Source organism: Pararhodobacter oceanensis, assembly GCF_003076755.1.
GTDB lineage: Bacteria > Pseudomonadota > Alphaproteobacteria > Rhodobacterales > Rhodobacteraceae > Pararhodobacter > Pararhodobacter oceanensis.
In genome coordinates this window covers 722,982-749,046 of the sequence record NZ_QDKM01000001.1, presented here as the reverse complement: position 1 = coordinate 749,046, position 26,065 = coordinate 722,982, and the positions used below count along the sequence as shown (strand labels likewise).

The 26,065-nt window shown below is 65.1% G+C and carries 26 protein-coding genes; 15 read left to right on the top strand and 11 right to left on the bottom strand.

Annotated features, from left to right (window positions below):
- The first annotated feature begins 183 nt into the window (after positions 1-183).
- The 3 genes from dgcN to DDE20_RS03310 all read left to right on the top strand — a co-directional run bounded on the left by dgcN (position 184) and on the right by DDE20_RS03310 (position 3,163).
- Positions 184-1,185 carry an N-acetyltransferase DgcN gene (dgcN, locus tag DDE20_RS03320; RefSeq protein WP_116556991.1) on the top strand — a complete coding sequence of 334 codons (1,002 nt, stop codon included), beginning with the start codon at positions 184-186 and terminating at the stop codon, positions 1,183-1,185.
- A gap of 146 nt (positions 1,186-1,331) precedes the next feature.
- Positions 1,332-2,294, top strand: coding sequence for an N-acetyl-D-Glu racemase DgcA (dgcA, locus tag DDE20_RS03315; RefSeq protein WP_116556990.1), 963 nt, complete (start codon positions 1,332-1,334; stop codon positions 2,292-2,294).
- A gap of 8 nt (positions 2,295-2,302) precedes the next feature.
- Entirely contained in the window at positions 2,303-3,163 is an 861-nt protein-coding gene (locus DDE20_RS03310) for a D-amino-acid transaminase (RefSeq protein WP_116556989.1), read from the top strand.
- Positions 3,164-3,291: 128 nt separating this feature from the next.
- Here the strand turns inward: DDE20_RS03310 and DDE20_RS19325 are convergent, their stop codons facing one another.
- Together DDE20_RS19325 and DDE20_RS03300 are read right to left on the bottom strand one after the other, a co-directional pair.
- Complete coding sequence (locus DDE20_RS19325; protein WP_116556988.1) at positions 3,292-4,680, bottom strand: calcium-binding protein; 1,389 nt, start codon at positions 4,678-4,680, stop codon at positions 3,292-3,294.
- Between the two features lie 342 nt (positions 4,681-5,022).
- Entirely contained in the window at positions 5,023-5,337 is a 315-nt protein-coding gene (locus DDE20_RS03300) for a DUF1244 domain-containing protein (protein ID WP_116556987.1), read from the bottom strand.
- Between the two features lie 205 nt (positions 5,338-5,542).
- Here DDE20_RS03300 and pyk point away from each other — a divergent pair, with 205 nt between their 5' ends.
- The 4 genes from pyk (at position 5,543) to rplT (ending at position 7,995) form a co-directional block, all read left to right on the top strand.
- Positions 5,543-6,988, top strand: a complete 1,446-nt coding sequence (pyk, locus tag DDE20_RS03295) for a pyruvate kinase (RefSeq protein WP_116556986.1) — start codon at positions 5,543-5,545, stop codon at positions 6,986-6,988.
- A gap of 23 nt (positions 6,989-7,011) precedes the next feature.
- Positions 7,012-7,242, top strand: a complete 231-nt coding sequence (locus tag DDE20_RS03290; RefSeq protein ID WP_116556985.1) for a hypothetical protein — start codon at positions 7,012-7,014, stop codon at positions 7,240-7,242.
- 173 nt (positions 7,243-7,415) lie between these two features.
- A complete protein-coding gene (gene rpmI / locus DDE20_RS03285) occupies positions 7,416-7,616 on the top strand; it encodes a 50S ribosomal protein L35 (protein WP_116556984.1) in 201 nt (66 codons plus the stop codon).
- 13 nt (positions 7,617-7,629) lie between these two features.
- The gene (gene rplT / locus DDE20_RS03280) at positions 7,630-7,995 is read left to right on the top strand and encodes a 50S ribosomal protein L20 (RefSeq protein WP_116556983.1); all 366 of its coding nucleotides are present in this window, start codon (positions 7,630-7,632) and stop codon (positions 7,993-7,995) included.
- A 342-nt stretch (positions 7,996-8,337) separates the two neighbouring features.
- Here rplT and DDE20_RS03275 read toward each other — a convergent pair whose 3' ends face one another.
- The 3 genes from DDE20_RS03275 to DDE20_RS03265 form a co-directional block, all read right to left on the bottom strand.
- A complete protein-coding gene (locus DDE20_RS03275) occupies positions 8,338-8,742 on the bottom strand; it encodes a thioredoxin family protein (RefSeq protein WP_116556982.1) in 405 nt (134 codons plus the stop codon).
- Between the two features lie 11 nt (positions 8,743-8,753).
- On the bottom strand, positions 8,754-9,482 hold the full coding sequence (locus DDE20_RS03270) for a cytochrome c biogenesis CcdA family protein (RefSeq protein WP_338066503.1): 729 nt from the start codon (positions 9,480-9,482) through the stop codon (positions 8,754-8,756).
- 112 nt (positions 9,483-9,594) lie between these two features.
- A complete protein-coding gene (locus DDE20_RS03265) occupies positions 9,595-10,782 on the bottom strand; it encodes a YbfB/YjiJ family MFS transporter (RefSeq protein ID WP_116556981.1) in 1,188 nt (395 codons plus the stop codon).
- Between the two features lie 168 nt (positions 10,783-10,950).
- Here DDE20_RS03265 and pheS point away from each other — a divergent pair, with 168 nt between their 5' ends.
- Complete coding sequence (pheS, locus tag DDE20_RS03260) at positions 10,951-12,021, top strand: phenylalanine--tRNA ligase subunit alpha (protein ID WP_116556980.1); 1,071 nt, start codon at positions 10,951-10,953, stop codon at positions 12,019-12,021.
- A gap of 186 nt (positions 12,022-12,207) precedes the next feature.
- Positions 12,208-13,662: an MORN repeat-containing protein gene (locus DDE20_RS03255; RefSeq protein ID WP_116557246.1), complete on the top strand. Its 1,455-nt coding sequence runs from the start codon at positions 12,208-12,210 to the stop codon at positions 13,660-13,662.
- On the opposite strand, the gene DDE20_RS03250 is transcribed toward DDE20_RS03255, so the two are convergent.
- Together DDE20_RS03250 and DDE20_RS03245 are read right to left on the bottom strand one after the other, a co-directional pair.
- Positions 13,663-14,640: an exonuclease domain-containing protein gene (locus DDE20_RS03250; protein WP_116556979.1), complete on the bottom strand. Its 978-nt coding sequence runs from the start codon at positions 14,638-14,640 to the stop codon at positions 13,663-13,665.
- 150 nt (positions 14,641-14,790) lie between these two features.
- Complete coding sequence (locus DDE20_RS03245) at positions 14,791-15,561, bottom strand: DUF1013 domain-containing protein (protein ID WP_116556978.1); 771 nt, start codon at positions 15,559-15,561, stop codon at positions 14,791-14,793.
- A 141-nt stretch (positions 15,562-15,702) separates the two neighbouring features.
- Here DDE20_RS03245 and DDE20_RS03240 point away from each other — a divergent pair, with 141 nt between their 5' ends.
- Complete coding sequence (locus tag DDE20_RS03240; protein WP_116556977.1) at positions 15,703-16,371, top strand: ribonuclease T2 family protein; 669 nt, start codon at positions 15,703-15,705, stop codon at positions 16,369-16,371.
- Between the two features lie 118 nt (positions 16,372-16,489).
- Entirely contained in the window at positions 16,490-18,913 is a 2,424-nt protein-coding gene (gene pheT, locus DDE20_RS03235) for a phenylalanine--tRNA ligase subunit beta (RefSeq protein WP_116556976.1), read from the top strand.
- A gap of 136 nt (positions 18,914-19,049) precedes the next feature.
- Here the strand turns inward: pheT and DDE20_RS03230 are convergent, their stop codons facing one another.
- The gene (locus DDE20_RS03230) at positions 19,050-20,000 is read right to left on the bottom strand and encodes an L-threonylcarbamoyladenylate synthase (protein ID WP_240607822.1); all 951 of its coding nucleotides are present in this window, start codon (positions 19,998-20,000) and stop codon (positions 19,050-19,052) included.
- 202 nt (positions 20,001-20,202) lie between these two features.
- On the opposite strand from DDE20_RS03230, the gene DDE20_RS03225 reads away from it, so the two are divergent.
- The 4 genes from DDE20_RS03225 to DDE20_RS03210 all read left to right on the top strand — a co-directional run bounded on the left by DDE20_RS03225 (position 20,203) and on the right by DDE20_RS03210 (position 23,895).
- Entirely contained in the window at positions 20,203-21,912 is a 1,710-nt protein-coding gene (locus tag DDE20_RS03225; protein ID WP_116556974.1) for an acyl-CoA dehydrogenase, read from the top strand.
- Positions 21,909-22,991, top strand: coding sequence for an MBL fold metallo-hydrolase (locus DDE20_RS03220; protein ID WP_420812351.1), 1,083 nt, complete (start codon positions 21,909-21,911; stop codon positions 22,989-22,991). Before DDE20_RS03225 ends, DDE20_RS03220 begins: the two co-directional genes overlap by 4 nt.
- Before the next feature lie 93 nt (positions 22,992-23,084).
- The gene (locus DDE20_RS03215; protein WP_116556973.1) at positions 23,085-23,219 is read left to right on the top strand and encodes an aa3-type cytochrome c oxidase subunit IV; all 135 of its coding nucleotides are present in this window, start codon (positions 23,085-23,087) and stop codon (positions 23,217-23,219) included.
- A gap of 82 nt (positions 23,220-23,301) precedes the next feature.
- Positions 23,302-23,895: a hypothetical protein gene (locus tag DDE20_RS03210; RefSeq protein ID WP_116556972.1), complete on the top strand. Its 594-nt coding sequence runs from the start codon at positions 23,302-23,304 to the stop codon at positions 23,893-23,895.
- Between the two features lie 36 nt (positions 23,896-23,931).
- On the opposite strand, the gene DDE20_RS03205 is transcribed toward DDE20_RS03210, so the two are convergent.
- Genes DDE20_RS03205 through DDE20_RS03195 form a run of 3 tightly spaced genes read right to left on the bottom strand, consistent with a single transcriptional unit; the run spans position 23,932 to position 26,065 of the window.
- Entirely contained in the window at positions 23,932-24,255 is a 324-nt protein-coding gene (locus tag DDE20_RS03205; protein WP_338066502.1) for an AzlD domain-containing protein, read from the bottom strand.
- The gene (locus DDE20_RS03200; protein WP_116556970.1) at positions 24,252-24,983 is read right to left on the bottom strand and encodes an AzlC family ABC transporter permease; all 732 of its coding nucleotides are present in this window, start codon (positions 24,981-24,983) and stop codon (positions 24,252-24,254) included. The genes DDE20_RS03205 and DDE20_RS03200 overlap by 4 nt, the downstream gene beginning before the upstream one ends.
- A 5-nt stretch (positions 24,984-24,988) precedes the next feature.
- Positions 24,989-26,065 (bottom strand): hypothetical protein, encoded by a 1,077-nt coding sequence (locus DDE20_RS03195; RefSeq protein WP_240607821.1) that lies wholly within the window; start codon positions 26,063-26,065, stop codon positions 24,989-24,991.

Below are 26,065 nucleotides of genomic sequence, written 5' to 3'. Positions count from 1 at the left end.
ATTTCCCCGGACCCAAAGCGGCAGTTTCGTGATCAATTCACCAAGCTTGAGAGTAATTATTCGGCAATTCAGGTGATTTTTCGAAGAATATTCGCGAATATCCGACAGCAAGGCACAAATGGACACAGAAATTTCCGAAAACCCCCGATAGTCTGCGGGCAAAGACCTCAAAGGATACGCGCGATGATCAAGACCCCCTATCTGTTGTTCCTCGGCGATGCTGCCGATCCACTGGCCGCCAAAGTGGCGCAGGGGATCAAGGATTGGCGGCCGGAATACGCCGTCGGACAGCTACGGCTGCCGGGCTGTCAGGCGGATATGGGCGTGCCGGATATGACCCTGCAAGAGGCCAAAGCGGCAGGCGTGAAAACGCTGGTGATCGGCGTGGCCAATCGCGGCGGGAAAATCTCGCAGGCGTGGAAAAAGGTCTTGGTTCAGGCGCTTGAAGAGGGGTTCGATCTGGCCTCGGGGCTGCACAATCTGCTGCGCGACGAGGCGGATCTGGCGGCTGTCGCCCATGCCACCGGCCGCGTGTTGCATGATGTGCGGGTGCCCTCGGTCGACTATCCGATTGCCAATGGCGAGAAGCGGCGCGGCAAACGCCTGCTGGCGGTGGGCACCGATTGTTCGATTGGCAAGATGTATACCGCGCTCTGCATGGAGCGCGAAATGCGCGCGCGCGGGATGAAGGCGAGTTTCCGTCCGACCGGCCAGACCGGCATTCTGATCACTGGCGACGGGGTGCCTCTGGATGCGGTGGTGGCGGATTTCATGGCCGGATCGGTGGAATATCTGACGCCGGACAATGACGCCGATCATTGGGATCTGATCGAGGGGCAGGGCAGCCTGTTTCACGTCAGCTACTCGGGCGTGACCATGGCGCTGATCCACGGCGGCCAGCCCGACGCGCTGATCCTGTGTCATGAGCCCACCCGCACCCATATGCGCGGGCTACCCGGCTATGCACTGCCCTCGCTGGAGGCGCTGCGCGATCTGGCGCTGACTCTGGCGCAGGTGGCGAACCCGGCCTGTCAGGTGGTGGGGATCTCGGTGAACACGCAGAGATTGGCGGATGCAGAGGCGCGAGCCTATCTGGCGGAGGTCTCTCAGCGGATGGGGCTGCCCGCGACCGATCCCTTCCGCTATGGTGCCGCTCCGTTGGTTGACGCGCTGGCGGCGGTTTAACCGGCGTCGCGCGCGGGTGAGGGGGGCGGGGCTTGGGGGCATCGAGCCCCCGCGCCCCGATGGGCTGCCGCCCAAACCCGCCCCAAGGGAGGCACGCCTCCCTTGGGAAACCCGGTGAGTATTTAGGGCAAGATGAAAGGGTGGCTATGATTTCCGTTGCGGCTGAAAGTTTTCGACTGGCCGAGGTGTTTACCATCTCGCGCGGGTCGCGGAGCGAGGCGAAAGTGCTGACCGTGCGGGTCACGCGCGGCGGGGTGAGTGGCTGGGGCGAATGCGTGCCCTATGCGCGCTATGGCGAGACTTTGGAAAGTGTCGCGGCGCAGATTGCGGGCCTGCCGGAGGGGATCACCCGCGCGGATCTGCAGGCGGCGCTGCCGGCGGGGGCGGCGCGCAATGCGGTCGATTGCGCGCTGTGGGATCTGGAGGCGAAAGCCTCGGGGCGTAGGGTTTGGGAGCTGGCAGGATTGCAAGCGCCGCAGCCCGAGGTAACCTGCTTTACCCTCTCGCTGGATACGCCTGAGAAGATGCGCGCCGCCGCCGCGCGGCATGCGCAGCGGCCGATCCTGAAGATCAAACTCGGCACGCCCGATGATATGGCGCGGCTGGAGGCGGTGCGGGCGGGGGCGCCGAAATCGACCATTGTGGTTGATGCCAATGAGGGCTGGAGCGCCGAGACCTATACCGAACTGGCGCCGCATCTGCTGCGGCTCGGTGTGGCGATGGTCGAACAGCCTCTGCCGGTGGGTGAGGACGGGATGCTGGCGGAAATCGCGCGGCCCTTGCCGGTCTGCGCCGATGAAAGCTGCCATGACCGTGCGAGCCTGCCGTCGCTGGCGGGGAAATACGATATGGCCAATATCAAACTGGATAAGACCGGCGGGCTGACCGAGGCGCTGGCGCTGAAGGAGGCGGCCTTGGCGGCGGGGTTTGAGGTGATGGTCGGCTGTATGGTCGGCACCTCCTTGGCGATGGCGCCGGCGGTGTTGGTGGCGCAGGGCGTGGCGGTAACGGATCTTGACGGGCCGCTGTTGTTGGCAGAAGACCGCGCACACGCATTGCAATTCGACGCGGCCGGGGTTCATCCGCCGTCGCGCGACCTTTGGGGATAGGAAACGAGATGACCCGCACCGTCTATGTTAACGGCGAATATCTGCCCGAGGATCAGGCCAAGGTCTCGATCTTTGACCGCGCGTTTTTGATGGCGGACGGGGTTTATGAGGTGACCAGCGTGCTCGGCGGCAAACTGATCGATTTCGACGGCCATGTCGCGCGGCTGCAGCGCTCGCTTGATGCCTTGGAGATCCGCAATCCCCTGGACCGTGACGCCTGGCTGGAGATCCACCGCCATTTGGTCTCTGAGAACGGCATTGAGGACGGGATGGTCTATTTGCAGGTCACCCGCGGCGCGCCCGGCGACCGCGATTTCGCCTTTCCCCCCGAGGATACGCCGCCGACCGTGGTCTTGTTCACCCAAAATAAACCCGGTCTGGCGGATAATCCCGCGGCGAAGACGGGAATCAAAGTGATCTCGGTCGAGGACCAGCGCTGGGCGCGGCGCGATATCAAGACGGTGCAACTGCTCTATCCGTCGATGGCGAAGATGATGGCGAAAAAGGCCGGCTGTGATGATGCCTGGCTGGTCGAGGATGGCGCGGTGACCGAGGGGACCTCGAACAACGCCTATATCATCAAGGGTGGCAAGATCATCACCCGCCAGTTGAGCAGCGATATCCTGCACGGGATCACCCGCGCGGCGGTGCTGCGCTTTGCGCGCGAGGCGCAGATGGAGGTTGAGGAACGGGCCTTCACCATCGCCGAGGCGCAGGCGGCGGATGAGGCTTTCGTGACCTCGGCCAGCGCCTTTGTGATGCCGGTGATCGAGGTGGACGGTGTCGCGCTGGGCAAGGGCACGCCGGGGCCGGTGGTGGCGCGGCTGCGCGAGATTTACCTTGAGGAAATGCGCAAAGCGGCGATCTGAGAACGGGGGCGGGTGCAATTCGGTCAGGCATGATGAGCATCAATCCGCTCTTGCCCCCCAGTCGCATAGATGTCGCATAGATAAGGGCCGCCCAAGATAGGCGGCCCTTTACCATTCGTCGAGGCTGATCAGGCCGCAACCGCGCCCAAGGTGATCGACGGATTATCCGCCGCGGTGACGCCCTGCAGCACCGCTGCGACTTCACCGTCCAGCAGCACTTCGAGCCCCGCGTCGCTGTCGCGCAGGGTCAGCACCGGATCCTCCGCCGCCTCGGCCGCGGTGGCGGGGAAGATCTGCACGCCGCTGTCGCTCGCCACGTCAAAATCGGTGATCACCACCGGCGCGTCGCCACTCTCGCCCTGCATCGAGACATTGAACTGATCCGCGCCCGCGCCGCCGGTCATCACATCGCCGTCGCCGCCGGTCAGCAGATCGTCACCCTCGCCACCGTCGAGCAGATTGTCGCCCCAGATGCCGGTCAGCGTGTCACTGCCCGCGTCGCCATTCAGCGTATCATTGCCGAAGCGCGCAAACAGCAGGTCATTGCCCGCGCCGCCGTTCATCAGGTCATTGCCGGTCAGTTCCGACCCCGCGTCCTCGGCGACCTCGCCAAACAGCGTGTCGTTACCGTCACCACCGTTCACCGTGTCATTGCCGCCGCCGCCTTCCAGCAGGTCGTTCAGCGCGCCACCGTCGAGCAGGTCATTGCCGCGCCCGCCGTCGAGATTGTCATTGCCGACACCGCCCGCAAGCTGGTCGTTGCCGCCGCCGCCAAGCAGCGTGTCAAAGCCGATGCCACCACTCAGCGTGTCCTCTCCGGCACCGCCATCCAGCAGATCCTGCCCGCTGCCGCCATTAAGCGCATCGGCACCGCCGCCGCCATTCAGCGTGTCGTCCCAGGCACCGCCCAGCAGCGTATCATCGCCCTGTCCGCCATCCAAGAGATCGCGTCCGTTGCCGCCGTCGAGACTGTCATTGCCGCCGTCACCGGCCAGCATGTCCATCCCGTCACCGCCGAGCAAAACGTCCATACCCGCGCCGCCGGTCAGCATGTCATCGCCAGAGCCACCGTCGAGCAGGTCATTGCCATCGCCGCCGGTCAATTCATCCCATCCGGCATCACCCAGCAGCGTGTCATCCCAAGCGCCGCCGTCCAGCGTATCGCCACCGCCGCCGCCTTCCAGATGATCGCGGCCACCCTCGCCGGTGATCACATCGCGACCGGCATCGCCGAAGAGCATGTCGTCGCCACGGTCCCCACTGATCGTATCGTCGCCCTCATCACCGTGCACCGTGTCATTGCCGACACCGCCGTTGATCATATCGTCGCCACCGAGACCGGCCAGCAGATCATTGCCGCCCATGCCGTTGATCACATCGGCTTCAGTGGTGCCCTCGAGCTGATCATCATCATTGGTGCCGTTGATATCGCCACCGGCAAGTTCATCCTCGCCACCGCCCGAGCCGCCGAAAGAAATCGCCAGCGCCAAGGCCAGGAAAAGTCCTAGAAATGCCATCTTACCCCCATTTTCAATAAAATTTGAAACACCCCGCGATCAACAATGCAGGCGGGAGTAGACCGGTCAAGCGGGTGAAAAACGATTCAACTATAGCGCGTCGGATACGCGCATTTTGAAATGCGATTCGAGAATAATCGGGGGATTCGCGGTGTCGTTTCCGTTTTGGAAACAGTGCTTTGGCAGCCAGCGGGAACTCTGCCCCCGCGCGAGCGGCGAAAACGACTCGGGCAGGCAAAGCGGCGGGCAGGGGCGCGCGGGGCACTGGCGCCGGTGCGGACACCCGTCATGCGCGGCCCGACGGATGCCGGAACGCGCGGTGGTATCACTTGGGCGCCAAGGTCATTCGGGCTTGCCGACATTCTCGGCAAAGGCGGTGTCAAAGGCGCGGATTTGCTCGGGCGTGGCCTCGGTCTGGTTCTGCGCGCGCCAGTCGTCATAGGGCATGCCGTAGACGATCTCGCGGGCCTCGGATTTGCCCAGCGTGATCCCCTCTTCGGCGGCGGCCTCTTGATACCAGCGGCTCAGGCAGTTGCGGCAAAACCCTGCAAGATTCATCATGTCGATATTCTGCACGTCTTTGCGGTCGTGCAGCAGATGCTGCATCAACCGCCGGAAGGTCGCGGCTTCGAGTTTCATCTGCGTGGCGTCATCCATCAAAATCTCCTGTGATTGCTTGGCTTACAGGTGGCGCTTTGCACCGCAGGGGTCAAGCGTATGGCGCCACGGCGGCTTGTCACCAGCGTGGGAGCCTGTAGATTGCTAGCGTTAACACCGCACAAGCGAGCCGTTGCTGTTGCGCCCGAAATACGCGATACCCTCGGCAGATAGATCGCAGAAAGATCAAGGAAGGACGCGCGTCATGCACCGCAACCGCAAGGTCAAAATCGTCGCCACTCTGGGGCCGGCATCCAACACTCAAGAGGTGATCCGCGCGCTTTTCGAGGCCGGCGCCGATGTGTTCCGGCTCAATATGAGCCATGGCACCCATGCCGAGATTTCCGAGCGCCACGCGATGGTGCGCGCGGTCGAGGCCGAGACCGGCCGCCCGATCGCGCTGCTGGCCGATCTTCAGGGGCCGAAACTGCGGGTCGGCACCTTCGCCGAGGAGGCGGTCGAGCTTGAGGACGGGCAGCGTTTCCGGCTCGATCTCGACCCTGCCGAGGGCGATGCGCAGCGTGTCTGCCTGCCGCACCCCGAGATTTTCGCCGCGCTTGAGCCCGGCGCGCGGCTGTTGGTCAATGACGGCAAGATCAGCCTGATGGTCGATCGCTGCGACGCGGAAAGCGCCGATTGCACGGTGATTGTTGGCGGCACGATTTCGAACCGCAAGGGCGTCAATGTGCCGGATGTGCTGCTGCCGGTGCGCGCGCTCTCCGACAAGGACCGCGCCGATCTGGAGTTTGCCTGCGAGTTGGGCGTCGACTGGCTGGCGCTGTCGTTCGTGCAGCGCCCCGAGGATGTCGAAGAAGCCCGCGAGCTGGCGCGCGGACGGGCCTCGGTGATGGCCAAGATCGAGAAACCCGCCGCCGTGCAGGCCTTTGACGCGATTGCCGAAGTCTCTGACGGGCTGATGATCGCGCGCGGCGATCTGGGCGTCGAGCTGCCGGTGCATTCAGTGCCGCCCTTGCAAAAGCGCATGGTGCGCAAGGCCCGCGAATTGGCCAAACCGGTGATTGTCGCCACGCAGATGATGGAATCGATGATCGAAAGCCCGGTGCCGACCCGCGCCGAGGTCTCCGATGTCGCCACCGCGATCTATGAGGGCGCCGATGCGGTGATGCTTTCGGCGGAATCGGCGGCTGGGCAATATCCGGTCGAGGCGGTGCGCACGATGCATAATGTCGCGGTCTCGGTCGAGGGCGACGACACCTATCCGCAGTTGATCAGCGCGTTTCGCATCATCGCGCGCTCGACGGTGGCCGATGGCATTGTTTCGGCAGCGCGCGAGATTGCCGAGAGCACCGATATCAAGGCGATCTGCTGCTTCACCGAATCCGGCACCACGCCGATCAAAGTGGCGCGCGAACGTCCGCAGGTGCCGATCCTTGCGCTCAGCCCTTCGGTGACCACGCTGCGCCGCCTGTGTCTGGTCTGGGGCGTGACCTGTGTCGCCACCGGCAAGGTCGAGCGGTTTAAATCCGCCGTGGTCAGCGCGGCGCGGGCGGCACTGGAAAACGGTATCGCCACCGAGAGCGACCAGATCGTGGTGATCGCCGGTGTGCCCTTCAATGTGCCCGGCACCACCAATATCCTGCGCGTCGCGCCCTGCGATGAACGCTTGATTTACCGCGCCGAGGCGGAATAATCACCGCAGGGTAAAGGAGGCCTATGGACCGGGATCTGCTGTTTCTACTGGGGTTGGCCTTTGTGCCCTTGGCGCTGGTGGCGCTGGTTTCGGCCTGGGCCGACCGGCGCGCGCCTTGGGCGGCGCTGATTGTGGCTCTGATGGCGGCAGGGTTGATCGGCTGGGCGTATTTGACCCATCCCGAGGGCGGCTATATCTGGCGCGAGGTGCCCGATCTGGCGGTCGAGACCCTCGGGCGCTATTGGACCCGCTAGGCAAAGGCATGCCGCGCGCCCGATTGGCGCTGTGAAACAGTGGTTTTCCTGCGCTTGGCCCTTGCAAGTGCCCGGCGCTCGGGCTAGGGAGCACACTCTTAATCCGCGCGTGGCCGGCCATACTGGCATGCCGAGTCGCACGCAACGACCGCTCAAAAAGACAGGAGACGGAAATGCCGAAGATGAAAACCAAGTCAGGCGCCAAAAAGCGCTTTAAGATGACGGCCAATGGCCATGTCAAAGCCGGTCAGGCCGGTAAGCGGCACGGTATGATCAAACGGTCGACGAAATTCATTCGCGATGCGCGCGGCACCATGGTGCTGTGTCCTGCGGATGCGAAGATCGTCAAATCCTACATGCCCTACAACCGCTAAGGAGGTCTGATCCATGGCACGAGTAAAATCCGGCGTTGTCACCCACGCCCGTCACCGTAAAGTCGTCAAAGCAGCCTCCGGCTATTATAGCGCCCGGTCGCGCAACTTCCGCACCGCCACGCAGGCGGTCGACAAGGCGAACCAATACGCCACCCGCGACCGCAAGAACCGCAAGCGGAATTTCCGCGCGCTGTGGATCCAGCGGATCAACGCTGCGGTGCGCGCGATTGACCCGACGCTGACCTATTCGCGGTTCATCAACATGCTGAACACCGCAGGGATCGAAGTGGACCGCAAGGTTCTCGCCGATCTGGCGGTGCATGAGCCCGAAGCCTTCGGCCAAATCGTCGAGCGCGCCCGCGCCTCGGCCACCGCCTAAGCTTCGCTACCATTGCATTCGAGAAGGCCGCCCGGGACACCCCGCGCGGCCTTTTTCTATGGCGCTGTTGTTAATCAGTCCCGCCCGACGGGCACCGTCGGGCAGCGCCGACCCGCGCCCACGGGGCGGCGCTCCGCTTGCCCCGCGGTTCGGCGCTGCCCTTGTTCTATACCCGATAGGACACCCTCATCTGGTAAGAACAGTTCCGCACCAATACGACCACCCGCTCGGGGGCACCGCCGGGCAGCGGCGTCGCGCCCCAGCCATCTCAACGGGGGGGGGCGGCGCTCCGCTTTGCCCCGCGTGACCGCGCTGCCCTTGATCTCTAACCAGCGCCCCAACTCACGCCGCGTTCAGCGCCAGATCAAACAGCGCCTGAATATCCGCCCTGCGCGTCCCCGCCACCGTGCGGCCCAATTCCACCTCGCCCTTCAGCGCGATAATCGTCGAGCGCCGCGGCACCGCAAAGCGTTGCGCCAGCGCGCCGCCGCCGTATTGATCCCAATCCACATGGATCAGCGTCAGATCCCGGTCATACTCCGCATTTTCCGCGCGCAACGCGTCCATCACCCGCTGCTGGCGCGCGCAGGTGCTGCACCATGTGGCGTAGAAATCCAGAATGATCCGCTCGCCGCGGGCCATCGCGTCTTCGGCAACGCCGGGCGCGTAATCGATGAACGCGGCCCGCGCGGCAAAGGGCAACATCAGGCTGGCGCCGGTGAGGCTGAGGAACTGGCGTCGGTGCATATCTTTCTCCTTTAAATCAATATCGACAGGTCTTGGAACCAATAGGGCAGGGTCTCGATCGCCCAGGCGTCGAGCAGGCGAAAGACGCCGAACCACAGGCCCAGCCCGACCAGCACAAAAGTGACGCCAAGCACCGGTTTCGCCTTGCTGGCAATCCCGCGCAGCCAGGCTTGACGCCGCTGCAAGGCGCCGCGCGCACCGTAGGCCAGCGCCAGCATCACCAGCGAGACACCAGCGGCAAAGGCCACCATCACCGCCGCCGCTTGCGCCAAGCCCTCGCCGCTGGCGGCCAGCGCAATCGCGCCGCCCAGCGTCGGGCCGATACAGGGCGACCAGACCGCGCCCAACAGCACGCCGCCCAAGGCCATGCCCAGCGGGCCGGATTGCTGGCCGGTCTGGTCAAGCCGCGAGATGCCGCTGTCGGCGCGGCTCGCCAGTCCCGCGGTGGCGGTGGCAAAGCGGGTGTTCAAAGCGGGCACCAAAAGCACCAAGCCGAAGCCCACCATCACCAGCGCCGAGGCCGCCTCGACGGTTTCGGGCGTGATGCCGAGCGCCGGACCCAGCCGCGCCAGCGCCAGCCCGATGGCAACGAAACTGACCGCCATGCCCGCGGTCAGATACAGCGGCCCGCGGCGGTCGGCGCTTAGCGAGGAGGCCAGGATAATCGGCAATACCGGCAGCACGCAGGGGTTGAGCAGGGTCAAAACCCCGGCGAGGAAACCGAAGACAAGGTCAATCATGAGAGTCGGGCCGTGTTGTGAAGGGGCGCATGATGGACTTTACGCGGCGGCGGCGGAAAAATTGCACCACGCGGCGGCTGATCCCATGACAAATGCGTGATCGCCCCTCCTCTCACAGGCTGCGCTGTCTGAGCGCAATCCCCGCGCCGATCAGCAGCAGCGCCGAGGCGGCCAGCAGGCTTGCCCCGATACTGCCCGCATAATCACCCAAAATCCCCGCCGCATAGGGCCCGATGGTCTGCGCCACCGCGAAGACCACGGTAAACAGGCTGATCGCGCGGCCCCAGCTCTCAGCGGGCAGGTTGCGGCGGGTGAAGGTGGTGATCGCCGGCGGCGCCATGAACACCGAGCCGCCAAAGACCAGCGCCGAAACCAGCAATCCGCCCAACCCCGGCCAAAGCACCGGCAGCGCCGAACCCAAGGCAATCGCGGTCAGCACCATCGCCAGCGGGCGACCGCCGGAATGGCGCGCGAACACCCCGCGCCAGATGAGCGGCGACAGGGTGATGCAGAGGCCCAACAGCACCCAGACCAGCGCCACTTGCAGGGTGCTGGCATCCTGCTCGGCCATCCATGCGGACAGAAAAGTCAGATAGACGATATAACCCAAACCGAAGCCCGCATATCCGGCCAGTTCCGGCAGCATCCGGCGCCATGGCAGCGGGCCGGAGGTGGGGATCGGCGCGCGCGGCGTGCGCGTGGCCCGCGCCGACCACAGGCCCAGCGGCAGGCAAAGCGCGCCAATCCCTCCGGTGATCACCCAGGCCCAGGGCCAGGCGGCATCGCCCCATGCGCCCAGCATCGGCGGCAGGGTCGCGCCGATCAACATGATCGCGGTGCCGCCGCCAGAACCGAACAATATCCCGATCCCCAACGCGCTGCGCTTCGGGTCATCGGCAAACAACCGCGCCGCCAAAGTGCCCGCGGTGGCAAAAGACAGCGCTCCGGCGCCGCCGGTCAGGAACCGCCACAGGCTCTGCCACCACAGGTCCGGCAAGACGCCGGTCGCGGTGATCGCCAGCACCGTGGTGATCAGCCCGACAGAAAACAGCCGGTTCGGAGAGATCCAGCGCAGCGCCATCATCGTGCCGAGCGCGCCCAGAATATACCCCATCGCATTGGCGGTGTTCAGCCAACCGGCCTGCGCGTAACTCCAGCCCAGATCATTGCGCATCGCGGGCAGGATCAGCGAATAGGCAAACCGCGCCAGCCCGTTGGTCACCAACACCCCCAGCGACAATCCGGCGAGGACTAGCCACGGGTTGGGCGGTGCGGTGCGGGGGCGGGTGTGCGTGGTCATCGCGCCTTGATGCCCCGCCCAAAGCCCTGCGACAAGCGAAATACGGGGCAGAAACGCGCCCGCCCTCCCGCATCCATCCCTGCCGCGCGCTTGCATTCACACGCGCCTCAAGCTAGGCCACAGCCCAGAACAGACGGACGCAGAACAGACAGACGGGGCGCGCGCGCAATGGACGGCATTCAGGAACTCAGAGCGAAATACCTCTCGCAAGTGGCTTCGGCCGAGGGTGCCGAGGCGCTGGAAAGCGTGCGGCTGGCCGCGCTTGGCAAAAAGGGCGAGATCAGCCTGAAAATGCGCGAGCTGGGCAAGATGTCGCCCGAGGAGCGCCAGATCGCCGGTCCCGCGCTCAACGGGCTGAAATCCGAGATCGACGCCGCCCTCAAGGCCCGCAAGGCGGCGATGGATGACGCCGCGCTTGACGAGCGGCTCAAGGCCGAATGGCTCGACGTGACCCTGCCCGGACGCGCCCGCGCCAAGGGCACCATTCACCCGATCAGCCAAGTTACCGAGGAATGCGCGGCGATCTTTGCCGATATGGGCTTCCGCGTCGCCGAAGGCCCGCAGATCGAGACCGACTGGTATAATTTCGACGCGCTCAACATCGCGCCCGAACACCCCGCGCGCCAAGAGCATGACACCTTCTTCATGCACCGCGCCGAGGGTGACAACCGCCCGCCGCATGTGCTGCGCACCCATACCAGCCCGGTGCAGATCCGCGCGCTGCAGGATCAGGGCGCCCCGATCCGGGTGATCGCGCCGGGGCGGGTCTACCGGATGGATATGGATGTCACCCATACGCCGATGTTCCACCAGATCGAGGGTCTGGCGATCGACAAGGATATCTCGATGGCCAACCTGAAATGGGTGCTCGAGGAATTCTTCAGCGCCTATTTCGGCACCAAGGTGAAAACCCGCTTCCGCGCTTCGCATTTCCCCTTCACCGAGCCCTCGGCCGAGGTCGATATCCAATGCTCATGGGTCGGCGGACAGTTGCGCGTCGGCGAGGGCGACGGCTGGATGGAGGTGCTGGGCTCCGGCATGGTGCATCCGAATGTGCTGCGCGACGGCGGTATCGACCCCGAGGTCTGGCAGGGGTTTGCCTTTGGCATGGGCATCGACCGGATGGCGATGCTGAAATACGGCATCCCCGACCTGCGCGCCTTCTTTGAGAGCGACCTGCGCTGGCTGCGCCACTACGGCTTCAGCGCCCTGCAAGCCCCGACGATTCACGCGGGCTAAGCCGCGCCGCTGGCGCCGGTTTGGGCGATTGCGCGCCGGTCTGGCCCGATCATGGGCACGCGGCGTCCTCACAAGCCGGATTTCCGCCCCTTCCGCTCTTGCCAGCACCCGCGCGGCTCAACTAGGTTTGGGCGCGCGCGGCGGATCGAAAGCTGCGCCTGGAAGCGACCTAAAGGGATGGAATTTATGACGAAGCGACCCAACCCGGTCTTGGCTGCTGGTGTTCTGGCCCTCATGTTGGCCGGTCCCTTAGCGGCGCAGGATCTCAGCGATGTCATCACCCGGCAGTATCCCGATGGCGGCATCTATGAGGGCACCTTTCTGGACGGGTTGCAGCACGGGCAGGGCACCTACCGCCTGCCCAACGGTTTTGAATACACCGGCGAATGGGCGCAGGGCGAGATCACCGGCACCGGCACCGCGCGCTATCCCAATGGCTCGGTCTATGAGGGTGCGTTTCTCGATGGCAGCCCGCATGGGCAGGGGCGCATGGTCTTTGCCGATGGCTCGTCTTACGAGGGCAATTGGGACGCGGGCCGGATCATGGGCCAAGGCACGCGGCGCTATGTGACCGGCGTGGTCTATACCGGCAACTTCGACGACAGCCAGCCCCATGGCAGCGGCGTGATGGAGCGCCCCGGCGGGCTGCGCTATGACGGCGAATGGGCGCATGGCCAGCGCGAGGGGCAGGGCACGATCACCTATCCCGATGGCTCGAGTTATGTCGGCGGCATGCTCGCCGACCAGCGCCACGGCGAAGGCCGTCTGACCCGCCCCGATGGCACGGTTTACGATGGCGAATGGTCCGAGGATATGCTCAACGGTGCCGGCGTGCTGCGGATGCCCAATGGCGACCGCCGCGAGGGCACCTTCTCGCAGGGGATGTTGCAGGGCGTCGGGCGGTTGATCCTTGCCGATGGCAGCATTTATGAGGGCGCTTTCGTTGATGATCTGCGCCACGGGCAGGGGCGGCTGACCGCTGCTGACGGGCATGTCTATAGCGGCGAATGGGTCACCGACCGGATCGACGGGCGCGGTGTGATGACCGCCCCCGATGGCGCGCGCTACGAGGGCCAGTTCCGCGACGGGGTGCCGGATGGCGAGGGCACGATCACCTATGCCGATGGCACCGGCTACGCCGGCCAATGGGTCGAAGGCCGGATGGAAGGCCAAGGCCGCGCGCGGATGGCCGAGGGGCTGGTCTATGAGGGCGCATTCCGCTCGGGCCGTCCGCATGGCGAGGGCCGGATGGAATACCCTGACGGGCGGATCTATGTCGGCGGGTTCAACGCCGGTGTGCGCGAGGGGCAGGGCGTGATGGTCTACCCCGATGCCACTCGCTACGAGGGCGCCTTTGTCGATGGCGAGCGCGAGGGGCAGGGCACGATCACGCTGGCCGACGGTTTCACCTATACCGGCCAATGGCGCGGCGGGCGCATCGAGGGGCGCGGCACCGCCACCTATGCCTCGGGCGACGTCTATGAGGGCGAATTCGTCAATGGCGAGCGCGTCGGACAGGGCGAATTGCGCTATGCGGCGGGGCAGGTGGTCTCGGGCCGCTGGGAAATGGGCGTGCTGGTCGAGCCGGACATTGCCGAAACAGCAGACGACACCGCGGAACCGGCGGGCGAAGGCGGCTGATCAGCGCGGCTTGGCAGCGTCCAAAAGCGCGAAAAACGCCTCTTCATCCAGCACGCGGGTGCGGTGACCGGCCTCGATCATCGCCTCGACCTGCCGCAGTTTGCTGCTCTTGCGCGCCGGTGCGGTCTGGCCCAGCGGCAGTTCCTGATCCGCATTGGTGCCACCCACCACCAGCAGCGACAGGCCGGGCTCGACGCGCGACACCACCTTGAGCCCGACCTCGGCGGCCATCTCCGCCGCCGCCATCCGCGATACCCGCAGCTTGCCGGTCAGACAGAGGCTAAACCCGTAAAGCGCGCCCTGCGGGTTGCCTTCACGCGCTGCCGTCCGCCGTGGTGCGGAAGGTTTGGCAGAGCGCGTGCGCGGTGTCGGACCAGCAAGCAGATCAAAGCTGTGACCGGTGGCTTTCTCGGCGGCCAGCACCACCAAAGCAGCGGCGCGGGCATCCTCGGCGGCGTCATGGTGCCGGAACTCGAGGTTAAGAAACTCCTTGAGACTGGCCAACCCATGCCCGCCATTGCCCTTGAGTTGCGGCCACGCGCGCCGCGCAATCCGCACACTGTCATGCCAAGTGCTGGCCAACGGCGGGATCCGCCCCGCATCACAGGCGGCATTCATCGCCCGCCGGTCAAAGCCGCTGTGCTGGACCAGTGGAAACGCCTCAAGCAGCGGGCGCAGGGGCTGTAAAACCCGCGCGAAGTCAGGGGCATGGCGCACCTTGCGCGCATCAATCCCGTGCAAGTCGCTGTTGAAATCATGGAACACACCGCCGGGGTCGACCAGCACATCCAGCATGGTCATCGCCCCGTCGCTGGCGGTGCAGGCCAGCCCGATCTGGCAAATACTCGCCGCCGACCCATTGGCGGTTTCCACATCCAAAGCGACGAATCGCAATTCGCGCTGGCGCAGATCGCCGACCAGCGCCTCCAGCCCTTGGGCGTCGCTGTCGCTATGGAAAAATCGGTGCAGGTTCGCCATGTCTCGGGGCCATATCTCAGGGGAAAGCGAGTGTCGCGCGTTGCGGTGCGAGATTCAACCGGCCCGCCCCCGCGCTATGTCTCAGATAAGAAAACGGCCCCCGAATCAGCATCCGGGGGCCATCTAAACTCATCAAACGCGGGCGCAGGCTCAGGCCTTATCGTCCTCGTCGCTCTCGTCTTCGGCATCATCGGGCAAGTTAAAGAAGCTGTCCGCGTCCGAATAATCGACCTTGTCTTTCTTCTCGTCGTCATCCGCGGCTTTGCTGCCACCCAAGGTAAAGGCCTCAAGCCCTTCCATATTGCTGGGCAGGCGCGGCTCGGCGGGCATCTCGAGCGACTGCTCGGTCGAGACCAGCTTGCGACGCTCGTCGTCACTCATCACGCCACCTTCGGCGGCCTTTTTCTTGGCGGCTTTCTGGACTTCGGCGTCCAGTTCCGACTGGCGGCACAGACCCAGAGCAACCGGATCAATCGGTTGAATATTCTGGATATTCCAATGCGTGCGCTCGCGGATCGCCTGAATCGACGGGTTCGTGGTGCCGACCAGCTTGCGGATCTGCGCATCGGCCAGCTCGGGGTGGAATTTCACCAGCCAGAGGATCGACGCCGGGCGGTCCTGACGCTTGCTGAGCGGCGTGTAACGCGGTCCACGGCGCTTTTCCTCGCCGACAGCGGCGGGGTTATGCTTGAGCTTGAGCACATAACGCGGATCGGCCTCGCCCTTTTTGATCTCGATCTCGTCCAACTGGTTGTGGCCGATCGGGTCAAAGCCTTTCACGCCGGTGGCAACGTCACCATCGGCGATCCCCTGCACCTCAAGTTCGTGCAGGCCGCAAAAATCAGCGATTTGCTTGAAGCCGAGCGTCGTATTGTCCACAAGCCAGACGGCAGTGGCTTTGGCCATCAGGGGTTTTGCCATCGTTTCGGTCCTTACATCGTGCGAGGGGCGCGCATGCCGGCGCGCCTGCTGGGCGAACCAGCCACGACCGCCGGGCCGTGCATCCTCGATTTCGGGGAATGGAGCGTATATAAGCCCCTTGCCCATCCGAGGAAAGAGAAAATGCGCCCAACCCATCGACTGCTTTGCGCCCTTGTGCCGATTATCGCCGCGCTGGGCCTTTTCGCCGCGCCCACCGCACAGGCGCAGAACCACGCGGGGGAGTTTGACCACTATCTCCTCGCGCTCAGCTGGATCCCCGCCTATTGCGCCGAAGACGGCGACGCCCGCGATGATCCGCGCTGCGAAGACGACAGCGCCATCGGCTGGGCAGTCCACGGGCTCTGGCCGCAGCATGCGCGCGGCGACTGGCCCGAATATTGCACCACCAATGAACGCAACCCCTCGCGCCGCGAAACCGCAGATCAGGCGGATCTCTTTGGCGCGTCGGGCGCGGCATGGCACCAGTGGAACAAACACGGGCGCTGCACAGGCCTCTCGTCGCGCAATTACTACCGGCTGGTGCGCCATGCGGTGGATCAAATCGCGCTGCCCGAGGTCTTCGAGGCGATCACCCGCGAATTCGAGATTGATCCCGATGTCATTGAGGCCGCCTTTATCGAGGCCAACCCCGGGTTGACCCATGACATGCTGGTGACCTCCTGCCCCGGTGGCGAGATGGTGGAATTGCGCGTCTGTCTGACCCGCGATCTGGAGCCGCGCCTGTGCGACGCCGCCACCCTGCGCCGCGAATGCCGCTATGAGAGCACGCGGCTTTTGCCGCTGCGCTAGGTGGTGCTGGGCCGACTTGCGGGCGGGCAGGGCGTTTTGACCTCGACTGCCTGCTTTTCTTGCCTGTCCGAATGGGCTAACAGAGCGGCGAACGCGTGATTAAACCTAAGGTCTGGCGATGAAATTCACCCTATCGTGGCTCAAGGAGCATCTGGAAACCGACGCAAGCCTTGATCAGATTGTCGAGGCGCTGACCGATCTGGGTCTGGAAGTCGAAGAAGTCGTGGACCCGGTCGCCACGCTGGGCGCCTTCCGCATCGCCCGCGTGATCGAGGCCGCGCAGCATCCCGACGCCGACCGTCTGCGCCTGTGCCGCGTCGAAACCTATCCCGACGGGCCGGAAGGCGCCGCCGAAGAAGTGCAGGTCGTCTGCGGCGCACCCAATGCGCGCACCGGCATGCTGGGTGTCTTTGCGCCCGTCGGCACCCATGTGCCCGGCACCGGCGTTGACCTGAAACCCGGGGTGATCCGCGGGCAGGCCTCGAACGGGATGCTCTGTTCCGAGCGCGAGCTGGAACTCAGCGACGAGCATGACGGGATTATCGAACTCCCCGAGGATGCGCCGGTCGGCGTGCGCTATATTGATTACGCCGGTCTCAACGACCCGATGATCTATATCAAGATCACCCCGAACCGCCCCGATGCGCTGGGCGTGCGCGGCGTTGCCCGCGACCTTGCCGCGCGCGGTCTCGGCACGTTGAAACCTCTCGATGTGACGCCGGTCGAGGGCCAGTTCGCCAGCCCGCTGCGGGTGGAGATCGAGGCCTCGCTCAAAGAAAAGGGCTGCCCGCTGTTTGCCGGACGGGTGATCCGCGGCGTCAAAAACGGCCCCTCGCCGCTCTGGCTGCAACAGCGGCTCAAGGCGATCGGGCTGCGGCCGATTTCGGCGCTGGTCGATATCACCAATTTCTTCACCGTGGCGCTGAACCGCCCACTGCACGCGTTTGACGTCGGCAAACTGCAGGGCGACCTGTTGCGCATCCATCCGGTGGATGGTGGCGAAGACATCGCGGCGCTGGATGATAAAACCTACACGCTGCAAGCAGCTATGATGGGGATTTCCGACGCTGAGGGCGTCGCCAGCATCGCCGGTATCATGGGCGGCGAGCGCACCGGCTGCACCGAAGAGACCGTCGATGTGTTCCTCGAATCCGCCTATTGGGACCCAATCACCGTCGCCACGACCGGCCGCGCGTTGAAAATCAACTCGGATGCGCGCTACCGCTTCGAGCGCGGCGTGGACCCTGACTTCACCCTGCCCGGGCTGGAACTGGCCACCCGCATGGTGATGGAACTCTGCGGCGGTGAGCCGGGCGACGTGGTGCAAGATGGCGCCGTGCCCGACACCAGCCGCGCCTATAAGTTCGACGCGACACGCGTGGCCAGTCTGGTCGGCATGGAGATCCCAGAAGCCGAGCAGCGCGCCACGCTGGAGGCGCTTGGCTTTACGCTGGACGGCGATATGGCGACCCCGCCAAGCTGGCGCCCCGATGTTTTGGGCGAGGCCGATCTGGTCGAGGAAGTGGCGCGGATAGCCTCGCTGAGCAAACTCGAGGGCAAGCCCTTGCTGCGCCCGACGCCGGGCGTGCCGGCGCCGATCCTCACGCCGATGCAAAAGCGCGAACGCCTCGCGCGGCGCACGATTGCGGAACTCGGCTATCATGAATGCGTCACCTACAGCTTCATCGACCGCGACTCGGCGCAGCTGTTTGGCGGCGGTTCTGACGCCATGTCGCTGCAAAACCCGATCTCGAGCGAGATGACCCATATGCGCCCCGATCTGCTGCCCGGCCTGTTGCAGGCTGCCGCGCGCAATCAGGCGCGGGGGGCGATGGATCTGGCGCTGTTTGAACTCGGGCCGGTGTTTAGCGGTGGCGAGCCGGGCGAAGAGGCGGTGCATGCCACCGGTCTGCTGGTCGGCGCCAATGCCGCCCGCGACCCCCATGGAAGCCGCCGCATGGTGGATCTTTATGACGCCAAGGCCGATGCCGAAGTGGTGCTGGAGGCGCTGGGCGCACCGGCGCGGATGCAGGCCGACCGCAAGGTCGCCGAGTGGTTCCATCCGGGCCGCGCGGGTCGCTTGACGCTGGGGCCGAAACTGGCGCTGGCGACATTCGGCGAGGTGCACCCGAAGGTGCTGAAAGCCTACGGCATCAAAGGCGCGGCGGTGGCGTTCAGCGTCCTGCCCGCCGCGGTGCCGCTGCCGCGCAAAGCCACCTCGACCCGCGCCGCCCTGGTGATGAACGACCTGCAAGCGGTGGATCGCGATTTCGCCTTTGTCGTTGACGCCGAGGTCGAAGCGCTCAGCGTGGTCAACGCCGCGCAGGGCGCCGATAAAGCGCTGATCGAGCGGGTTTCGGTGTTTGACGTCTTTGCCGGCGAAAAGGCCGAGGCACAGATGGGCGCGGGCAAAAAGTCGCTGGCGATCACCGTGCATCTGCAGCCGACAGCGAAGACCTTGACCGAGGAAGAGCTTGCCACGGTCAGCGCCAAGATCATCGACAAAGTGGCGAAAGCCACGGGCGGCGTTCTGCGCGGGTAACCGGGCACTATAGGGGCGGCGCTTGGGGGCATCGAGCCCCCGCGCGCCGCATGGGGCCCGCCCCATACGCGGCCAAGGGGGTTTTCCACCCCCTTGGGGACCCCCGAGGATATTTCTGGCACAAAGATGAGGGGGCTTATCTCGGGGCGGCGGCGCGGCGCAGGCGGTCGTTGATCGCGCGGCCAAGGCCGATCTCGGGGATCGGGGCGAAGGCGATGCTGCCCTCCGGTCCGGCCTCTGCGTCGGCTTTATGCAGGATATGAAACAGATTGGCGGCGGCTTCGGTGAGATCACCGGAGGCAGACAGCGTCAAAGCCGCGCCCTCTGTCGGGCCGAAGCCGATATAGGTCTCGGCGGGGTCGGGTTTGGTGACGTCCAGCCGCACACGCCCGCGCGGGGCGTAATGCGAGGCGAGCTGGCCGGGGGCGGTAACGCCGGAGGTCTCGGGCGGCAGCAATCTGGTGCCGAGCGCCTCTTCGATGGTCTCACCGGCAAGCCCCCCTTCGCGCAACAGGCGCGGGGTGTCTCCGCGGGCGTCGAGAATGGTGGATTCGACACCGACATTGCAAGCGTCCGCGTCGATCACCGCGTCGATACGCCCGTCGAGCCCGTCCAGCACATGGCGCGCGGTCACCGGGCTGATCCGCCCCGAAGGGTTCGCCGAAGGCGCGGCAATCCCCCCGCCGAACGCCGTGAGCAACTCCCGCGCGGTGGGATGCGCGGGGAGGCGGATCGCCACGCTGTCGAGACCGGCGGTGACCAGGGGCGAGAGCGGGGAGCCCGCGCGCAGGGGCAGCACCAGGGTCAGCGGGCCGGGCCAGAAGGCGGTGGCGAGTTGGCGCGCCAAAGGGGTGAGATCGGCGTAATCCGGCACCTGCTCGAGAGCCGCCAGATGCACGATCAGCGGGTTGAAACTGGGCCGTCCCTTGGCCGCGAAAATCCCCGCCACCGCGTGATCATTACAGGCATCACCGGCGAGCCCGTAGACGGTCTCGGTGGGCAGGGCAAGAAGCCCGCCACGGCGCAGGATCGCCGCGCCCTGGGCGATTGCGTCTGCGGTGTCGGGCAGGGTGAGGGTCTGCAGCATCGGTTTCATCGGCCCCGCAGCTGGCGGCAAAACCGGCGAAACCGGAGGCCGTGACGCTGCGTTTTGATTTGTCTGACTGGCGAATATCTTTAACTTGCCGGATACAGCCCAAGGTCCGGCTTGCCAAGCGTTTCGATGGCTTTAAAAGCCGAACCAGCACTGTTGCCGCGATGATCCTGCCCCTGCCACCGGAGTTCTCCCCATGCCCTATACCTCGCCCGTTGCCGAATTCCGGTTCCTGCTGGACCATGTGCTGGCCTATGCGAAATTGGCGCAGACCGAGACCTTCGCCGAGGCCGACGCCGAGACCACCGATGCGATCCTGACCGAACTCGGGCGGCTTTGCGATGACGTGATGGCGCCGGTCAACCGCGCCGGTGATCTGACGCCCGCGGTGCTGGAAAACGGCATTGTGCGCACCTCGCCGGGGTTCAAATCAGCCTATCAGGCGATTGCCGAGGGTGGCTGGCTGGGGATCAGTGCCGATCCCGAGTTTGGCGGCATGGGCCTGCCGCAGACCCTGAACACGGCGATGAACGAGATGATGTCGGGCGCCTGTCTGGCGCTGCAACTCTGCCCGCTGCTCAGCCAGGGCCAGATCGAGGCGCTGGAGCATCACGCCAGTGACGAACTCAAGGCGCTTTACTTGCCGAAACTGACCTCGGGCGCTTGGACCGGCACGATGAACCTGACCGAGCCGCAGGCGGGCTCGGATGTCGGCGCGCTGACCACCAAGGCCACCGCGAACGGCGATGGCAGCTATGCGGTCACCGGTCAGAAAATCTTTATCACCTGGGGCGATCATGATGTCGCCGAGAATGTCTGCCATCTGGTGCTGGCGCGGCTGCCCGATGGTGCGCCGGGCACGCGCGGGATCAGCCTGTTCATGGTGCCGAAGTTCCTGCCTGATGAGGGCGGCAACCCCGGTGAGCGCAATGACCTGCGGGTGGTGTCGCTGGAGCATAAGCTCGGCATCCACGGCTCGCCCACCTGTGTGATGAGCTTTGAAGGCGCCAAAGGCTGGCTGGTCGGCAAGGAAAACGGCGGCATGGCGGCGATGTTCACGATGATGAACAACGCCCGCCTCGGCGTTGGCGCGCAGGGCATCGGCGTCGCCGAGGCCGCCTATCAACACGCGCTTTCCTATGCGCAGGACCGCGTGCAGGGCAAAACCCCGCTGGGCAAGGGCGCGATCATCGACCACGCCGATGTGCGCCGGATGCTGGCGACGATGAAAGCCGAGATTTTCGCCGTGCGCGCCATCGCGCTGGCCTGCGGGCTGTCGATGGATATGGCCAAGGCCGGGAATGACCCGCATTGGCAGGCCCGCGCCGCGCTCTTGACCCCGATCGCCAAGGCGCATGGCACCGATATCGGCTGCGAAGTCTCCAGCATGGGGGTGCAGATCCACGGTGGCATGGGGTTCATTGAGGAAACCGGCGCCGCGCAATTCTTCCGCGATGCGCGGATCACCCCGATCTATGAGGGCACCAACGGCATTCAGGCGATGGACCTTGTCGGGCGCAAGATGATGGACGGCGGCGAGGCGGCCTTCCGGCTGCTGCAAGAGGTCGAGGATTGCGCCGAGAACGCGCGCACGCAGCTGGCGGAACTGGCCAATCCGGTCTGGGACGCGGCCGAAACCCTGCGCGAGGCGACCGAATGGCTGGTCGCGCAGGACGCCAACACCCGCAACGCCGGTGCCGTGCCCTATCTGCGCGCCTTTGCCCGTGTGCTCGGCGCGCATTACCACTTGAAAGCCGCGATTGCCGACCCGCAAGGCGCCCGCGCGCGGCTGGCGAAAGTGTTCATCGACCGCATCCTGCCCGAGCATAGCTCGCTCTTGGTGCAGGCCCGCGCCGGAGCCGAGCAGCTTTACGCGCTTTCGCCCGAGGATCTGGAAAGCGCATGACCAAACTCGCAGACCGCGCCGAGATGGGCGGCATCCGATATCCATTTGAAACCGCACCCGAGCTTGGCGAGGCGATTGAGGTCGCGCCGGGGATCCTCTGGGCGCGGATGCCGCTGCCGATGCAGCTCGATCACGTCAATGTCTTTGCGTTGGATGACGGTGACGGCTGGACCCTGATCGACACCGGTTTCGACACCGGCAAAACCCGCGCGGCTTGGACCCGGCTGATCGAGGGCCCCTTGGGCGGGCGCAAGATCAACCGCATCGTCATCACCCATCACCACCCCGATCACATCGGCCTCGCGGGCTGGTTCCAGTCCGAGCATGGCGCGGAACTGGTCACCACCCGCACCGCTTGGTTGTTCGGGCGGATGTTGCTGCTGGATGTGCATAGCGCGCCGGTGCCCGAAACCGTCGCCTATTGGCGCGGTGCGGGCATGCCGGAAGTGATTATCGCCCAGCGTCTGGCGGAAAAACCGTTCAATTTTGCCGATGTGGTGGCGCCGATGCCCTTGGGGTTCACCCGCATCAAAGAGGGCGACAGCATCCATATGGGCGGGCGCGACTGGCAGGTGCGCACGGGCGACGGCCATGCGCCGGAACATGCGACCTTCTGGAGCGAGGCGGATAATCTGGTGCTCGGTGGCGATCAGCTACTGCCGGGGATTTCGGCCAATTTGGGCGTCTATCCGACTGAGCCCGACGCCGATCCGGTCAGCGACTGGATCGTCTCCTGCCGCCGCTTGGGCGCCTATGCCACGGACGAGCAACTGATCCTGCCGGGGCATAAACTGCCGTTCACCGGCCTGCCGCTCAGGCTGCGGCAGATGGTCGAGAACCATGAGGGCGCGCTGGACCGGCTGGAGGCGCATCTGACAGAGCCGAAAACCGCCGCGCAATGCTTCATGCCGCTGTTCAAACGCGAGATCGAGGGCGCCGCTTACGGCATGGCGCTGGTCGAATCGGTGGCGCATTTGAACCATCTCTTGGTGCAGGGGCGGGTGACGCGGCAGCGCAACGCAGCGGGCGCTTGGGAATGGCAGGCGCTAAGCGGCACGGGCCACAAGGCCTCCGCGTAACCTCGCCGGATCGCTCATGAACCGCAAATGCGGGTGACAGAGCGCGCCCTATCCGCTAAACGAATCTCAACACACGACCGAATAGGAGACATCATGTCGGAACACGAGCACGGATCCATGGACACCAGCGCCCAAGAAGCCACCTTTCACGGGTTTCTGCGCTTCGGGGCAATCACCTTTGCCGTGGTGATCGGCACGCTGATCTTTCTGGCTCTGGTAGGCGCCTAAGCCTCTGCGACCGGCGCAATCGCCGCCGGTCGTCTCTGTGGCGCAGGCGCGGCCACCCATCACAACGATATAGGACCCTTCCATGACGCATCTCACGCGCCTTCTGGCTCTTTGCTCGGTGTTGATATTGGCCGCCTGCACCAAACCCGTGGTCTGGGCCCCCGAAGAGGATGTGATCGCCGCGCGCTATGTGCATGACGGTCCTACCGAAATCGTGGTTTACAACGTGATCAACAACGAGAGCGGGCGCGGCGAGCATGCGGCGCTGTTGATCAACGCCAGCCAGCGGGTGCTGTTTGATCCGGCGGGCTCATGGACCCACCCTGAGTCGCCCGAGCGGCATGATGTCCATTACGGCATCACCCCGCGACAGCTGTTTCGCTATACCTATTACCACGCGCGGCGCACCCATCACGTGCGTATCCAGCATCTTGAGGTGCCGCCCGCCACCGCCGAATATATCCTGCGGCTGGCCGAGCAAAACGGCCCCGTCGCCGATGCCTATTGCGCGCGCTCGATCTTTGATGTGCTGCGGCAGGTGCCCGGCTTTGAAGGCTTCGAGCCCTCCTTCTACCCGAACCGCCTGTCCGAGCAATTCGCACAGGTGCCGGGCGTGACCGAAGAGCGGATTTATTCCGACGCCGAACCCACCGAGCGCCAGCAATACACCCAATAAGCCGCGCTCACGGCGCGCCATGGGCGGCGCACAGGGTCACATCAAATACGACAGCAGCGCCAGCACCGCCACACCGGCGACCATCGCGGCAATGACGTTTTTCGTCCAGACACCGACCAGCAGGGTCACCGCCGCCGCGATCAGTTTCGCCGGATCGGGCATGCTCTCGCCCAGTTCCGGCAGGAAGATCTGCGGTGCCATCAATCCGGGGATCACCGCGACGGGCGTATAGCGCAAGAGACGCTGCACCCGTGGCGACAGCTCGCGCTTGCCGATCAGCGCCAGAAACGAGAACCGCAGCAAAAAGGTGCCGATCGCCATCAGCACAATCATCACCCAGATGGTCAGTGTCGCGCTCATGTCCATGTTCCCCGTTTCACCATCCAGCTTTCGACCAAAGCGCCGGTGCCCATCGCCAGCAGCGCCGCCAAAATCAGCCCCAAGGAATAGGGCACCCCGCTGAGCAATAGCGCCGCCACCACCGACATCAGCGCCGCCGCCACATGCGCCATGGTGCGCAGCATCGGGCCGATCATCGCGGTGAAGGCAATCGGCACGGCAAAGCCCAGCGGCACCCAATCGGGGATCAGATTGCCGGCAATCACCCCGACCAGCGAGGCCGCCACCCAAGTCGGCCAGACCAGCGCCGCGACGCCCATATAATAGGCGACCTTCTCGCCAAGGCTCATCCGCGGGCGGTTCTCGTATTCAATCGCCGAGAGCGCATAGGTCTGATCGACCATAAAATAGCCCAGCATCGCCCGCTGCCAGAGCGGCGCCTGCCCCAGATGCGGCGCCAGCGCGGCGGAATACATCGCCATCCGCGCATTCACCGCCAGCGCGGTAAAGATCACGATTGCCAGCGGTGCCTGTTCGGTCAACAGCTGGATCGCGGCCAATTGCGCGGCACCGGCATAGGTGCCGATGGTAAAGGCCATCGCCTGCGAGACGGTAAATCCGGCCTCCAGCGCGACCACGCCGAACACCAACCCGAATGGCGCGACGATCAACACGAAGGGCAGGGCATTGCGGTAGCCGCGCCAGAAGGCGCGCCGCGCATTGGGCGTCTCGCTGGAGGGGGAGGGCATAGGGGTCATCCGAAAATACGGGTCACGCGACCCAAAAGCATGAAAGCACGGGCCGAGCGGGTCTCGGCAAACCGCGCGATATCGCCGTCACTGGCCTGCGCCTCGAACACCGCGAACTGCCGGTCAAAGGCGCGCAGAAACCTATGCGAGGAATCGCGGAACTCGGGGTCCGAGCGCATGCGCCCGTAGGTCAGCGCCAGACACGAGCGGTCGCGGATGCCGCCCAGTGCCGCCACCTCACGCCCCCGCGCACCCTGCGCAAAGGCGCGCCAGATTTCGGGACGCGCACGGTCGGGGCGCAGGTCATCCATATAGATACCCTCTTGCGAGAGCGTGGTCAGAACATCCTGCGCGGCGCGGATCAACTCGGCGGCGGCGTGGTTTTGCATCGCACGGCGCAGCGCCTCGAAACCGGCCTCGTCGCTTTCGTCCTCGGGGAAATGCAGCGCGCGGATGAAATCATCGGTCTCGACCGGCGCGACCAGTGACAAAGGATTATCGAGCGCCAGAACCGGCTGCGTGCTGTCCCCCTCGCCGTCCTCATCGCCCTCGGCGCGCGGATTGCCGGGGTTGCCGGGGCGGGGCAGGCGCGATCCCAAGGGCACCCGCCGCGTCGAAAACATCGCCAGCGCGGTCTCGTGATTGCGTTGCGCGGCGGCGATCTCGTCGAGCTTTTCCTCGACCGTGGGTTTCAGCGCCAGACCGGCCGCCTGCTGGTCGCGGATCCAGCCGCGCCGCATGCTTTCGACGGTCAGATGCAGGCGTTTGGATTCGTCGCGCATATCCCGCGCCGCACGCAGCACCAGAACCGCCAGCCAGATCAGCGCAATCGGCAGGAACACCGCCAGAACCACGACGATCAGCCCTAAAGTGTCCGAGATTTGCCGCCCCTGTAGCCCCAGCACTCGAAACGCCGTCGCCAGCATAACCAGCCAGACCAGCGACAGCACAAAGGCCAGCACCTCGCCCGAGATACCCTTGCGTTTGGCCTGTTTCGGCGCGCTGCTATCGCGCGCCGCTGCGGCTGTGGTGCTGTCAGTGGCGCGCGGGATTTGCGGTGGTTTTATCTGGCGATCGGGCAT

Bases quoted from the DNA above. Each gene is read 5' to 3' on its own strand.
- rpmI (WP_116556984.1), top strand. From the start codon at position 7,416: ATGCCGAAGATGAAAACCAAGTCAGGCGCCAAAAAGCGCTTTAAGATG.
- pheS (WP_116556980.1), top strand. From the start codon at position 10,951: ATGGACGGCATTCAGGAACTCAGAGCGAAATACCTCTCGCAAGTGGCT.
- rplT (WP_116556983.1), top strand. From the start codon at position 7,630: ATGGCACGAGTAAAATCCGGCGTTGTCACCCACGCCCGTCACCGTAAA.
- DDE20_RS03240 (WP_116556977.1), top strand. From the start codon at position 15,703: ATGCGCCCAACCCATCGACTGCTTTGCGCCCTTGTGCCGATTATCGCC.
- DDE20_RS03225 (WP_116556974.1), top strand. From the start codon at position 20,203: ATGCCCTATACCTCGCCCGTTGCCGAATTCCGGTTCCTGCTGGACCAT.
- DDE20_RS03195 (WP_240607821.1), bottom strand. From the start codon at position 26,065: ATGCCCGATCGCCAGATAAAACCACCGCAAATCCCGCGCGCCACTGAC.
- DDE20_RS03200 (WP_116556970.1), bottom strand. From the start codon at position 24,983: ATGCCCTCCCCCTCCAGCGAGACGCCCAATGCGCGGCGCGCCTTCTGG.
- DDE20_RS03310 (WP_116556989.1), top strand. From the start codon at position 2,303: ATGACCCGCACCGTCTATGTTAACGGCGAATATCTGCCCGAGGATCAG.
- DDE20_RS03210 (WP_116556972.1), top strand. From the start codon at position 23,302: ATGACGCATCTCACGCGCCTTCTGGCTCTTTGCTCGGTGTTGATATTG.
- DDE20_RS03220 (WP_420812351.1), top strand. From the start codon at position 21,909: ATGACCAAACTCGCAGACCGCGCCGAGATGGGCGGCATCCGATATCCA.
- DDE20_RS03270 (WP_338066503.1), bottom strand. From the start codon at position 9,482: ATGATTGACCTTGTCTTCGGTTTCCTCGCCGGGGTTTTGACCCTGCTC.
- DDE20_RS03275 (WP_116556982.1), bottom strand. From the start codon at position 8,742: ATGCACCGACGCCAGTTCCTCAGCCTCACCGGCGCCAGCCTGATGTTG.
- DDE20_RS03300 (WP_116556987.1), bottom strand. From the start codon at position 5,337: ATGGATGACGCCACGCAGATGAAACTCGAAGCCGCGACCTTCCGGCGG.
- DDE20_RS03230 (WP_240607822.1), bottom strand. From the start codon at position 20,000: ATGCTGCAGACCCTCACCCTGCCCGACACCGCAGACGCAATCGCCCAG.
- pyk (WP_116556986.1), top strand. From the start codon at position 5,543: ATGCACCGCAACCGCAAGGTCAAAATCGTCGCCACTCTGGGGCCGGCA.
- DDE20_RS03250 (WP_116556979.1), bottom strand. From the start codon at position 14,640: ATGGCGAACCTGCACCGATTTTTCCATAGCGACAGCGACGCCCAAGGG.
- pheT (WP_116556976.1), top strand. From the start codon at position 16,490: ATGAAATTCACCCTATCGTGGCTCAAGGAGCATCTGGAAACCGACGCA.
- DDE20_RS03215 (WP_116556973.1), top strand. From the start codon at position 23,085: ATGTCGGAACACGAGCACGGATCCATGGACACCAGCGCCCAAGAAGCC.
- DDE20_RS03290 (WP_116556985.1), top strand. From the start codon at position 7,012: ATGGACCGGGATCTGCTGTTTCTACTGGGGTTGGCCTTTGTGCCCTTG.
- DDE20_RS03205 (WP_338066502.1), bottom strand. From the start codon at position 24,255: ATGAGCGCGACACTGACCATCTGGGTGATGATTGTGCTGATGGCGATC.
- DDE20_RS19325 (WP_116556988.1), bottom strand. From the start codon at position 4,680: ATGGCATTTCTAGGACTTTTCCTGGCCTTGGCGCTGGCGATTTCTTTC.
- DDE20_RS03245 (WP_116556978.1), bottom strand. From the start codon at position 15,561: ATGGCAAAACCCCTGATGGCCAAAGCCACTGCCGTCTGGCTTGTGGAC.
- DDE20_RS03255 (WP_116557246.1), top strand. From the start codon at position 12,208: ATGACGAAGCGACCCAACCCGGTCTTGGCTGCTGGTGTTCTGGCCCTC.
- DDE20_RS03265 (WP_116556981.1), bottom strand. From the start codon at position 10,782: ATGACCACGCACACCCGCCCCCGCACCGCACCGCCCAACCCGTGGCTA.
- dgcA (WP_116556990.1), top strand. From the start codon at position 1,332: ATGATTTCCGTTGCGGCTGAAAGTTTTCGACTGGCCGAGGTGTTTACC.
- dgcN (WP_116556991.1), top strand. From the start codon at position 184: ATGATCAAGACCCCCTATCTGTTGTTCCTCGGCGATGCTGCCGATCCA.